The organism is Streptomyces mesophilus, assembly GCF_011044995.1.
Classification (GTDB): Bacteria; Actinomycetota; Actinomycetes; order Streptomycetales; family Streptomycetaceae; genus Streptomyces; species Streptomyces mesophilus.
In genome coordinates this window covers 20,687-32,259 of sequence record NZ_JAAKZW010000079.1, presented here as the reverse complement: position 1 = coordinate 32,259, position 11,573 = coordinate 20,687, and the positions used below count along the sequence as shown (strand labels likewise).

The 11,573-nt window shown below is 71.7% G+C and carries 9 protein-coding genes; 6 read left to right on the top strand and 3 right to left on the bottom strand.

From position 1 onward, the window contains the following. Positions 1-35 precede the first annotated feature (35 nt). Positions 36-1,499, bottom strand: coding sequence for a PepSY-associated TM helix domain-containing protein (locus G6045_RS19765; RefSeq protein ID WP_165333327.1), 1,464 nt, complete (start codon positions 1,497-1,499; stop codon positions 36-38). A gap of 151 nt (positions 1,500-1,650) precedes the next feature. Next, entirely contained in the window at positions 1,651-2,301 is a 651-nt protein-coding gene (locus tag G6045_RS19760) for a hypothetical protein (protein ID WP_235968067.1), read from the bottom strand. Positions 2,302-2,493: 192 nt separating this feature from the next. Here G6045_RS19760 and G6045_RS19755 point away from each other — a divergent pair, with 192 nt between their 5' ends. From G6045_RS19755 to G6045_RS19740, 4 genes are all read left to right on the top strand, one after another. Continuing rightward, positions 2,494-3,483, top strand: coding sequence for an NAD-dependent epimerase/dehydratase family protein (locus tag G6045_RS19755; RefSeq protein WP_165333326.1), 990 nt, complete (start codon positions 2,494-2,496; stop codon positions 3,481-3,483). Between the two features lie 148 nt (positions 3,484-3,631). Beyond that, positions 3,632-4,903 (top strand): sensor histidine kinase, encoded by a 1,272-nt coding sequence (locus G6045_RS19750; protein ID WP_165333325.1) that lies wholly within the window; start codon positions 3,632-3,634, stop codon positions 4,901-4,903. Continuing rightward, entirely contained in the window at positions 4,888-5,538 is a 651-nt protein-coding gene (locus G6045_RS19745; RefSeq protein WP_165333324.1) for a response regulator transcription factor, read from the top strand. Before G6045_RS19750 ends, G6045_RS19745 begins: the two co-directional genes overlap by 16 nt. A gap of 131 nt (positions 5,539-5,669) precedes the next feature. Further along, a complete protein-coding gene (locus tag G6045_RS19740) occupies positions 5,670-7,136 on the top strand; it encodes a DUF1996 domain-containing protein (protein ID WP_165333323.1) in 1,467 nt (488 codons plus the stop codon). A 105-nt stretch (positions 7,137-7,241) separates the two neighbouring features. On the opposite strand, the gene G6045_RS19735 is transcribed toward G6045_RS19740, so the two are convergent. Then, positions 7,242-7,676, bottom strand: coding sequence for a hypothetical protein (locus tag G6045_RS19735; RefSeq protein WP_235968065.1), 435 nt, complete (start codon positions 7,674-7,676; stop codon positions 7,242-7,244). A 174-nt stretch (positions 7,677-7,850) separates the two neighbouring features. Here G6045_RS19735 and G6045_RS41525 point away from each other — a divergent pair, with 174 nt between their 5' ends. Together G6045_RS41525 and G6045_RS19725 are read left to right on the top strand one after the other, a co-directional pair. After that, the gene (locus G6045_RS41525; protein ID WP_235968064.1) at positions 7,851-9,521 is read left to right on the top strand and encodes a serine/threonine protein kinase; all 1,671 of its coding nucleotides are present in this window, start codon (positions 7,851-7,853) and stop codon (positions 9,519-9,521) included. Positions 9,522-9,587: 66 nt separating this feature from the next. Then, a complete protein-coding gene (locus G6045_RS19725; protein WP_165333322.1) occupies positions 9,588-11,534 on the top strand; it encodes a hypothetical protein in 1,947 nt (648 codons plus the stop codon). Positions 11,535-11,573 lie beyond the last annotated feature (39 nt).

The window sequence follows — 11,573 nt, the reverse complement described above, 5'->3', positions numbered from 1 at the left end:
GCCTGCCGGACGGCAGGCGGCCCACCCCGTACCGATCAGGCCGCCGTACGCGACCGGGCTCGGCCGACCGCCCCGGCCACCGCGTCCACCAGCAGGAACGCGAGCAGGCTCAGCCCGAACAGCGGGACGTACCAGCCGATGACCGCCGTCACGGCGAGCAGCGGCAGCAGGACGGGCAGCGGCACCTTGCGCCAGGTGCCGCGCGGCATCGGGCGGCCCATGCCCAGGGCGCCCGACTTGGTCGGGCGGCGCAGCCACCACATGCGGTAGCCCCAGAAGATCAGCAGCATCGTGCCCAGCATCAGCGCCGCGAGCAGCAACTGGTTGGCCAGGCCGAAGAGCACGCCCATGTGCAGGTTGATGCCGAGGCTCGTGAGCTTCGCGAGCAGCGGGTAGTCGGAGAAGCTGACCTTGTCGAGGACCTTGCCGTCCGCGGGATCGATCGCCACCGAGTCCAGGTGGTACGGCCACGTGGTGTCGTTCTGCTTGACCACATAGCCCTGGCCCTCGCTCGGGACCGTCACCGTGGTCCTGCCGTCGATGCCCTCACCGCGGGCGATCTCCAGGATGCGGTCGAGTCCGACGTCCGCACCCTTGTGTTCGGCGTGGTCCCCGCCCCCGCCGTGGTCGCCGTGACCGGAGTCTCCGCCGGCGGCCGGTGTGGTGGCCGCGTCGACCGCGGGAGTCGCGCCGCCGAGTTTGTCCTGGAGTTCACCGATGCTCACGCCCGCGTACTTCGACCAGGTGAGTCCGGTCGCGGACAGGAAGAGCAGTCCGAGCGCGGCCCACAGACCGATCGAACCGTGCCACGAGAGGGTGCGGGCGCGGCCCTTCTTCTGTCCCCGCGCGGGCTTGACCAGCTCTCGGCGGCGGGCCCGGCGCCGGGCGAACCAGAGCAGCAGTCCGCCGAGCACCACCACCCACAGCCAGCTCGCGGCGAGTTCGCTGTAGTGGCGGCCGGGTTCGCCCAGGTGGAGATGGCGGTGCAGCTCGGAGGTCCAGGCGCGCACCGGCAGGGCGCCTGAGCCGCCGTAGGACGGGAGTTCACCGCGGATCTCGCCGTTGTACGGGTCCACGAACACCGCGAGCGTCTTGCCCTCGTCGACCTCCGGGCTGTCGAAGAGGACCCGGGTCGTCATGCCGTCCTCGGACGAGGGCCAGACGGCGGTGACGGTGCCCTCGGGGTGCGCTTGCTCGGCGGCCTCGACCTGCTGGGTGAGCGGGAGGGCCGAATCGCCCACCGGTACCTCGAGTTCATGGCTGTACACGATCTTCTCGGCCTGGAACGAGAGCGCGTACAGCAGGCCGCTCGCGGCGGCGACGAACAGGAACGGGGCGATCAGGATGCCCGCGTAGAAGTGCAGCCGCAGGAGCAGGGGGCGCAGCGCCGACCAGGCGCCGGGCTTGGCGGCGGGGTCGGTGGCCGGGGTGGTGCCGGCGGGTGCGGTGGGCTCTGAGGGGTCGGATTGTTCCGGCTTGGGCCGGTCGTCGATCGCCATGGTGTCCTCGTGCATTCGCGTGGGCGCGCGGCAGCGCATACGGATGCGATGCGGATACGGTGCCGGCGCGCGGAAGGGCAGGGGGCAGCACGCCCACCGCCTGCGCGGATACGCGAGGAGGAGCCGTCCGGCCGGGAAGCGGCGCGAACGGTCAGACAGCGGCGGGCGCTTGATACGGGAGGAGCGCCCACGCGGGCGGCCCGCGCCGGATCACGGCATGGGCGAGTACGGCGGTACGGGGGCAGGCCCGTGTCCGTCGCGGCCGACGGCGCCGCACGGGGCGGGGCGCGTCCGGGAGCCGTACGGAAGTCAGCAGCAGCCGCAGCGGAGTGAACGCGAAGGCGGCCAGGGCCTCGACGAGCTGGAAGAAGGCCGCTTCGCCGCGGGCGATCCACAGCGCGCAGAGCAGCCCGGCCACCAAGTGGGCGGCGAGCATGCCCAGGGAGCCGTGGGTCAGGGTGTCGAGCAGGGTCGTTTCCGCTGCCATGCCCGGCATGCCTGCGTGCTGCAGATGCTCGGCGTGCGGGGACTGCGCGGCGGCGGAGTGTGCGCCGGTGAGGGCGAAGATGCCGTGCAGCAGGGTCTGGACGGCGAGCATGCCGGCGCCGATGGTTCCGACTCCGCGGCGGCGGCCGCTCGCGCACCATGCGGTGGCAGTGAGTGCGACAAAGGCCAGCAGAAGGGGGCTGAGCGGAAGTTCATGGTCGGACATGGACGAATGCCCCACGCCTGCCAGCGTGACGGCCACTGCCGCGAAGAGTGCGGCTCGCAGGGCGCGCATCGGCGACCGGGCATCCGTCATCGCGCACATCGTGCCAGGTTCTTTGTGGGGCGCAAGAGGCGGTCCGGGTGGGTGGGGGTGGTTTGGGTCTTCGCCCCTTGCCCCCGCATCCGAACTTCGTTCGGATCTGCTCAATCGCCGCAGGGGCTGAGTTGATCTGCCCTCGGCAGAAGGCCGTTCCCCCAGCGCCCCCAGGTCAGGCACGATCCCCGTATGCGACTTCTTCTTCTTGGTGGAACCGAGTTCGCCGGACGTGCCGTGGCCGAGCGGGCGCTCGCGCGTGGGTGGGAGCTCACCGTTTTCAATCGGGGGAACAACCCGGTGCCCGAGGGTGCGACCGCGCTGACCGGCGACCGCACCGCGCCCGGCGGGCTCGACGCGCTTGCCGAAGGCGAGTGGGACGCGGTGGTCGACACCTGGTCCCATGCGCCCCGCGCCGTCCAGGACGCGGCGCGGCTGCTCGAGGACCGCGTGGGTCGCTATGTCTACATCTCCAGCTGCTCCGTCTACACCTGGGCCCCGCCCGCCGGCTACGACGAGAGCGCTCCGGTCGTCGAGGGCGAGCCGGGCGCGGACGCCACCGACTACGCCGCCGACAAGCGGGGCGGCGAACTCGCCGCGCTCGAATCCTTCGGCCCCGACCGCTCCCTGCTCGTACGCGCCGGCCTGCTGCTCGGCCCGTACGAGAACGTCGGCCGGCTGCCCTGGTGGCTGAGCCGTATCGCGCGCGGCGGCCCCACGCTCGCCCCGGGACCTCGTGAACTGCCGCTGCAGTACGTCGACGTGCGGGACATGGCCGACTGGATCCTGGACGGCATCGAGGCGGGCCTCAGCGGCCCGTACAACATGATGAGCCCGCAGGGGCACGCGACCATGGGCGAGCTGCTCGAGGCGGTCGTGGACGTGGTCGGCTCCGATGCCGAGCTGCGGTGGACCGCACCGCAGGTGATCCTCGACGCGGGGATCGAGCCGTGGACGCAGCTGCCCGTATGGGTGCCGCCGGCGACCGATATGCATGACGCCCTGCACGCCGCCGATGTGTCACGGGCCGTGGCCACCGGCCTGCGCTGCCGCCCCGTACGCGAGACGGTCGCCGACACCTGGGACTGGCTGCGGTCCATCGGCGGCGAGGCACCGCAGCGCCCGGACCGGCCGAGGAAGGGCGTCGACCCCGAGGTGGAGGCGAAGGTCCTGGGGCTCTGAGGCTCCGCGCCCCGAAGACCCGGCCGGGGTGGTGCCAGCTACACCCCCGGCCGGGGGCGGAACCCCGTGACCTGGGCGTCCGTGCCCGCCACACTGGATGACGTACACGCCGCACCGGCGTACGCACAGATCCAGGAGGACGGTCGCCATGGGCGTGGACAGGACTGCGACGAAGAGGGTGCGCGGCTCGCTGCTCGCCGCGGCACAGGGCCTCGCGCTCGCGCTGCTCGCGCTGACGGCCTCGATCGTCCTGTTCGTCCTGACGGTGGTGTCGCTCGCGCTGATCCCGATCGGCGTCGGCGTCCTGACCACGCCGTACCTCCTCGACCTGGTGCGCGCCCATGCCACCTCCCGGCGCCGCCTCGCGGCCGAGTGGGCGGGCATGGAGATCCCCGTGCCGTACCGCCGCCTGCCCGCCGATGCGCGCACGGGGTTCGTCGGTCACGTGGAGCGGCTCAACCTCATGCTCAAGGACCCCGCGACCTGGCGGGACCTGCGGTGGCTGCTCACCGACATGACGGCCGGCGCGGTCACCGCGGTGCTCGCGCCGGGGCTGCTCGTCGAAGGGCTCTTCGGCATCCTGCTGTTCGCGGGCCTGTGGACGGTGCTCGGGGACTGGTGGTACGCGTTCATCCCGGTACAGGGCTGGGGTTCGGCCTTCCTGGCCTCTCTGCTCGGCCTGGTCTGGATCGCGGTCGGGCTGCTGTTCAACCCGTATCTCGTACGCGCCCACTTCGCCGTCGCCCGCGCCTCCCTCGCTCCCACCGGCAAGGCCCGCCTGGACGCCCGGATCGACCAGCTCACCGAGTCACGGCATGACGCGGTGGACGCCTCGGCGGCCGAACTGCGCCGTATCGAGCGGGACTTGCACGACGGAGCGCAGGCCAGGCTCGTCGCCATGGGCATGGACCTCGGCACGATCGAGGCGCTGGTCGAGAAGGACCCGGCGAAGGCGAAGCAGCTGCTCGCCCAGGCCCGGCAGAACTCGGCGGACGCCCTGACCGAGCTGCGCGATCTGGTCCGCGGCATTCACCCGCCGGTGCTCGCCGAGCGCGGGCTCGGGGACGCGGTCAAGGCGCTCGCGCTGCGGCTTCCGGTCCCGACGGACGTGGACGTCACGCTGCCGGGACGCCTCGGGGAACCGGTGGAGTCCGCCGCGTACTTCGCGGTGAGCGAGGTGCTCACCAACGCGGTCAAGCACGCGGGCGCCGAGCGGATCTGGGTGGATGTGCACCACGCCGACGGCCATCTGCGCATCTCCGTCACCGACAACGGACAGGGGGGCGCGAGGATCGGCGCGGGCAGCGGACTCGCCGGTGTGGAACGCCGGCTCGGTACATTCGACGGTGTCCTGGCCGTCAGCTCTCCCGCGGGCGGTCCCACCATGGTGACCATGGAGATCCCTTGCGCGTACTCCTAGCCGAAGATCTGTTCCTGCTGCGCGACGGCCTGGTGCGGATGCTGGAGGCGTACGACTTCGAGGTCGTCGCGGCCGTGGAGTCGGGGCCCGAACTGACCAAGGCCTTCGCCGAGTTGACGCCCGACGTGGCGATCTGCGACGTACGCCTGCCGCCCTCGCACACCGACGAGGGCCTGCAGTGCGCGCTGGCCGCCCGCAAGGTGCGGCCCGGGCTGCCCGTGCTGATCCTGTCGCAGCACGTGGAGCAGCTGTACGCGCGGGAGCTGCTCGCGGACGGCAACGGCGGGATCGGGTATCTGCTCAAGGACCGGGTCTTCGACGCCGAGCAGTTCATCGACGCGGTACGCCGGGTCGCGGCGGGCGGCACCGCGATGGACCCGCAGGTGATCCAGCAGCTGCTCGCGCGGCGGCAGTCGGACCGTCCGCTCGGCGGGCTCACCCCGCGGGAGCTCGAAGTGCTCGAGCTCATGGCGCAGGGGCGGTCCAACGCGGCGATCGCGGGCCAGCTGTTCATCACGGAACGGGCGATCGCCAAGCACACCTCCAATATCTTCGCGAAACTCGATCTCCCGGTGTCGGACGACGACAACCGGCGGGTGCTCGCGGTGATCGCCTATCTGGACCAAGGGCGCTGAGAACGCGACGGGGAACGAAGGGCGTTGAGATTGGCCCCTGTTGAGGGTGTTGTGCCGGAATTGAACCCGGAGAATTCTACGAACTTCTGGGGCCGCTGAAACAAGCGGAGATCGTCCGCGTACACAGCCCCATGGGACGCACATCACGCAAACGTTCAAAGCTGGCCCGCCGGGCGGTCGCCGCCTCGGCGGCATTGGTCCTGGGCGCCGGCGGAGTGACGCTCGTCAATGTCTACGCCTCCGCGGGCGAAGGCGGCGACCAGCCTCCTGCCGCGACCCAGGACGCGCAGTCCGGGCCGCGCATGTCGACCATCGACTGCCCGGATGTCGCCACGTCGCTGCAGGACGTGCCACAAGGGGCACGCGAGGCCGTGGACCGTGAACTCGCGGCCCTGGACACGCAGATCACCGAGGCGTACCGGAAGTTCGCCGAGGATCCCGGTGCGGCCCAGGAAACGGTCCTCGGCCCGCTGGAGGAGCAGCGCCGCGGCACGCTCGCCGCGATCTCCGGCGCGATACAGCAGGCGGGAGGCCAACCGCCCGAGGGCTTGGACTCCAACGCGCCTTGTACGTTACGGGCCGACGAGCAGCCCCCTGACCAGGGCGGGACCGCGAGCCCGAGCGAGGACCCCGGGCAGGGCGAGGACGGCGGCCAGGACGGCGGGCAGGGTGAGGAGCCGGGCGAGGAGCCGGGCAACGGCGGGCAGGCCGGCAACGGACCCTCCCCCGACGACTTCGTCCCGATCGAGGACGTCGAGCCCAATGTGAACAAGGTGCGCAATCAACGCGGCGCGTCCCGCGGGCAGTTCGAGACCAAGTGCGGAACGAACGCGAACGGCAAGTTCAACCCGGACAATGTCATTGTCGCTCCGGGTGTGAGCAATGGCGCCCACCATATGCACGATTACGTCGGAAACCAGGCGACGGACGCTTTCTCCAGCGACGAGGATCTCGCCAACGGGCGGACCACCTGCCGCAATCAGCGGGACAAGTCCACGTACTACTGGCCGGTCCTCAGGATTCAGAACGGCCAGGAAGAAGAAGACGCCCAGGCCGACGGCGGCGGAAACGACCAGAACGTGGGAGAGATCCAGACCCCCGACCAGGTCACGCTGAAGTTCGTGGGCAATCCCACCGCCAAGGTCGTCGCCATGCCGCGTTTTCTGCGGATCATCACCGGTGACGCCAAGGCGTTCACCAACGGCAATGCGAATGCCAATGCCTCATGGAGCTGCACCGGATTCGAGAACCGGCAGCTGAAGGACAAATACCCGCTGTGCCCCGAGGGTTCCAAGGTGGTGCGCACCTTCAAGTTCCAGAGCTGCTGGGACGGCGCGAACATCGACAGCGCCAACCACCGTACGCACGTGGCCTTCGCCGGCGCCGACGGGCGCTGCCCGGGGGGCTTCCGGGCCATCCCGCAGCTGGTGCAGCGGATCGTGTACGACGTGCCGCCGGAGCCGAACTTCGCGGTCGACTCCTTCCCCGAGCAGCTGCACAAGCCGGTCACCGACCACGGAGACTTCATCAACGTGTTCGCCGACCGGGAGATGCGGCGCCTGGTGAGCTGCATCAACCGCGGTGACCGCTGCCGCTGACCCGGCCGCGGACCGCTGCCCCTGACCCCGGCCGCGTACCGCTGTTCACCGACCATGGGCCCCGTCCCCCACGCGGGGCCCATGCCCCCGGCCTGCGCGGCCGGCTCAGTGCCCGTGGCCCCCTGTGTGCCCGCTCCCCCCAGCACCGCTACTCCCCGAGTGGTGCCCGGCACGCTCCACGGTCCCGCCGAGCCGGCCGCGCAGAGACATGACCACCTTCTCCTCGCCGCTGGCGACCCACTTGCGGCCGACGAGATACGTACCGCCGTAGTCATTGGCCTCGTTGATCCACTCGCGCTGGCCGCGGTCCGTGGCGAACGTGGTGAGGATGAACCGGCCTTCTCCGTTACGGCAGTTGGCCTGGCGCAGTTCGGCCGCGTCCGTCTGGACGTTCGGCTCGCAGTCCGCCTTCTCGGCGATCTCCTCGAGGGTTCCGGTGACCGTCTTCGGCTCCGGCTTCTGCTCACCGCTGCAACCGAGCACCAGGGCGAACACGGCGGCTGCACACGCTAGTCGGGCTATGTGGGGGCGTAAGCGCATGGGCCCATCGTGCACCTGCGGCGCATGCGCCCGTGTACTTTCCCCGGGTTCGGAACCACAGGAGCCCCGAGGCGACTGGTGACCCTCGTGGCGTCCGCCGGACCAGGCGGCCATACTGACGCCCGGTGTCTCTACGGGGGAGCACCGGTGTCTCTACGGGGGAGCAAGCGACAGATGACGTACGGGGTGGAACTGCCGGGCCGCATCGGCCCCTACACCGTCGAGCGCGAGCTGGGCGCGGGCGGCATGGGGATGGTGTACCAGGCGCGCTCACGCGGCGGGCGAACGGTCGCGGTCAAGGTGGCGCGCCCCGAGCTGGCCGCCGATCCGCACTTCCGCGCACGGTTCCGTGCCGAGGTCGAGGCCGCCCGCAAGGTCGGCGGCTTCCATACGGCGCAGGTCGTCGACGCCGACCCGGACGCGGACACTCCCTGGCTGGCGACGGCGTACGTGGCGGGGCCGACGCTGGCCGGCCTCATCGACCGGCAGGGCCCGATGAACGAAACCCGACTGCGCTCCCTGGGCGCGGCGTTGGCGGAAGCTCTGCAAGCCATCCACAACTGCGGACTGATCCATCGCGATCTCAAGCCGGGCAACATCATCATGGCCGAGGACGGCCCGCGCGTCCTCGACTTCGGGATCGCACGGGCCGTCGAGTCCACCCGCCTGACCTCCACGGGAGCCGCCTTCGGTACGCCCGGGTTCCTTGCGCCCGAACAGGCGCAGGGGCTCGAAGTGGGCCCCGCGGCCGATGTGTTCGCGCTGGGCGCGGTGCTCGTCGCCGCTGCCGGCGGCAGCGCGTTCGGCGCGGGGACGCCGATGGGGCTGATGTACCGCTCGGTACACGAGACGCCGGACCTCTCGTCCGTACCGGAAGGGATGCGCCGCATAGTCACCGACTGTCTGGCGAAGGACCCGGCCGCACGGCCGACTCCGGAGCGTCTGCTCGACCTGTTCGCCCCGCAGCCCTCCGCACAGCCGCAGCCGCCCACGCATCCGCCGACCGTGGCGGTCTCCCCTGCGCAGCCGACACCGGTGGCCGCTCCGTCCCCGGCCGTCTCGCCCCACGCCGTCTCGCCCCGCGCCGCCTCATCCCCTGGCACCCCGGCTCCTTCCGCGCCGACCGCAGGTCGCGGCGGCGAGGATGCCGCCACCGCCGGCGGCCTCCACCACCTCGCCACTCGGCCCGCCCCGGCGGGGGGCTCGCCCTCGTCCACCCCGTCGCGCACCGCACGGAACTGGCGCATCGCGATCGCGGCTTGCGTGTTCGTGGCCGGCGGTTTCCTCGCCACCAAGTTGGCCGGTGGCACCCCCGACACCGGCGGAGACGGCGAAGGGGGCGGCGATCAGACGTTCCCCGCAGCCGCTTACGAGATCACCCGGCCCACGCAACTCCTCGACGGTGCTTACAAACTGCAGACCGCCGTCCTCCAGATCGGCCCGGACAAGCTGCAGGACGACGCCACACGGCAGGACGCGTTCGAGCTCACGGCCGACTACAAGGGGACCAGGGAGTCCAGCTTCGACACTGTCGTGATCTCCGCCGAGTACGGAAGCTTCAAGAAGCCCGGCGACCGGATGCTGAGGATGATCGCGAACCTGGACGACACCGACGAGTTGACGGAGTCCGAGGAACCGCTCGAGAAAGTCCGCGTCCCCGGATCGAAGACGGAGTTCAGCTGCCGGGAGTTCTCGTCCCGCGCAGGGGTGATGTGCGCCTGGGCCGACCAGAACACCATCGCCGTCCTTCAGTTCGAGGGCTACGACGCCCTGAAGTTGGCGGCGGAGGAGGCCGCCGGGATCCGCGAGGACATCCGCCGGCCGGTCAACAAGCCCGGCTCCTGAACCCAACGGCGCCGCCAGGCACCCGAGTTCGAGTGACCATCCCACGATTCGCTCGTTTTGCTGAACGTGAGTTCTCCGGATGTCGCCACCCGCCGCCCCGCCCAGGACCCCGCACCGGCCGCTCCCGCCGTCGCTGTCGAGCAGGCCGAAGCGGCCATCGTCGAGCACTACCCGCGGCTCGTCCGTCTCGGGTATCTCGTGCTGCCGCCGAGCCTCGGCCGCAACCGCCGCGTCCTGACCGCGCATTCCCTCGCGCAGCGCGCCCTGCCCAAGGGCCGCACCCCCGGCGACGCCCCCGCCTTCCCCGAGCAGCGCGGCGGCAGCGGTCAGGGGCGACTCGGCGACCCTGGATACGCGTACGTACGGCTGAGGGTTCTCAAGAGCGCCCTGGAAGCCGGGCTGCCGCTCAAGCGCAAGGCCTGGCCCAGGCGGGCGCAGTTCCCGCCGCTGCTGCCGCAGGTGTGGGGGCTGCGGCTCTTCCCGCGTTCGGGCGGCGCCGATGAACTCGCCCTGGACCAGCGGCTCTCCGCGCTCTCCGGACCGGCCCGCGCCGCCTATGTGCTGCGCGGCCTCGAAGGGCTCCCGGACACCGAGGTACGCAAGATCCTGGACGCGGCGGGCGTCGAGGACGCGCATGCGGCGCTCGCGGAGGCGGACGGCGTGGAAGCGCTGTACGCCCTGCTCGACTCCCCCGAGTTCGACCCGTGCTCGCTCCAGGCACGGCCCACGGATCTGATGCGCCGCCGCCAGCACACCAAGGCCGCCCTGGTCGCCACCGCCGCCGTGGTGGTCTGCGGTGCGCTGCTCGGGCTGCCCGGGGACGGGTGGGGGCCCGACGGCGCCGCGGCACCCTCGTACGCGAAGAATCCGGCGGCCGAAGCCGCCCTTGATCCGGACCAGTTGACGGCCGCGGCAGCCGACGCATGGAAGCGCTCGGCACGTACCGACTTCTCCGTCTGGCCCGCGCGCGGTTCGCTCACCGGCGACAAGGAGCTGCTGCGCCGAGCGCTCGCCGTGTGGGCGCGGCCCGGTGAGGCCGTGCAGGTCTCGGCGACCCCCGGCACGCCGGCGGGCGCGCCGCCGGGACCGGCCCAGCTCCTTTACGCGGGCGAGGTCGACCAGGCCCGGGTCGTACTCCTCTACGACGGGCTGCGGATCGCGCGCTATGCCGAGCCCAAGGAGGGCACGAGCGGCGCCGCCCTGGACTTCGCGCGCGTGGACGGCGCGGGAGCGCCCACCGCGAGCGCCCTCGTCGTGGGCCGCACGGACGGCAACGTCCGCTATCTGACCGCCCCTTGGGTACAAGGCGTTGCGGTCCGCGACCTCCTCGATCCGGCCGCGGAGGCGCGCGCGCTCGGCCGCAGCGACGACGGCGTGACGGACCCGGTCACCAGCCCCGCCGAGGCCCGCGACTGCACGTCCTGGAACGCCCTGGAGGTGAGCGACACCGCCACCACCCGCACCGTCACCGACCTCGGCGAGCTCACTCCGGCCCACCTCACCTCGGGCCGCCCCGAGGCGCCGCGCGAGGTCTCCGGCAGCGCCGCCCGCGAGAGCTGGGCCCGCACCGCCTGTCTGCTGCCCGCCGTACGCGCGCACGGCGTCCGGGCCGTCAACTCCTGGGCGTACGCCTCCCAGCCCCTGCCCGAGAACAACGGCACCGCGCACTGGGTCTGCACCCGCGCCGAGACCTGGCGCGGCGCGGGCAGCCGTACGCTCGCCCAGTTCCAGGCACCGGGCAAGCCCGTCGGCGCCATCGCCGCCAAGGCCGAGGACGCACCGGCCTGCGGCCCGCGCGACCCGAAGGTGCTCGCCGGAGTCATGTGGAAGTCCCGCGCCGGCAGCTGGTATCTGCTCGCCGGCGGCAGCCGCCAGGTCGACTCCATCGCCACCTCGGGCGGTGTCACGGCCTCCGCGCGCGGCAACACCCTCTCCGTGCGCGCCAAGGAGGGCGCCCGCGCAGAGCTCGACGGGCGGCTCGAGAACGGCGACAAGGTGAGCGCCCTGCGCTGACCCCCGCCAACTCCTGCCCGCACAAGGGTGTTGCGCATT

Coding starts and splice junctions, on each gene's coding strand:
- G6045_RS19740 (WP_165333323.1), top strand. CDS start 5,670: ATGGGACGCACATCACGCAAACGTTCAAAGCTGGCCCGCCGGGCGGTC.
- G6045_RS19750 (WP_165333325.1), top strand. CDS start 3,632: ATGGGCGTGGACAGGACTGCGACGAAGAGGGTGCGCGGCTCGCTGCTC.
- G6045_RS19765 (WP_165333327.1), bottom strand. CDS start 1,499: ATGGCGATCGACGACCGGCCCAAGCCGGAACAATCCGACCCCTCAGAG.
- G6045_RS41525 (WP_235968064.1), top strand. CDS start 7,851: ATGACGTACGGGGTGGAACTGCCGGGCCGCATCGGCCCCTACACCGTC.
- G6045_RS19755 (WP_165333326.1), top strand. CDS start 2,494: ATGCGACTTCTTCTTCTTGGTGGAACCGAGTTCGCCGGACGTGCCGTG.
- G6045_RS19735 (WP_235968065.1), bottom strand. CDS start 7,676: ATGCGCTTACGCCCCCACATAGCCCGACTAGCGTGTGCAGCCGCCGTG.
- G6045_RS19760 (WP_235968067.1), bottom strand. CDS start 2,301: ATGACGGATGCCCGGTCGCCGATGCGCGCCCTGCGAGCCGCACTCTTC.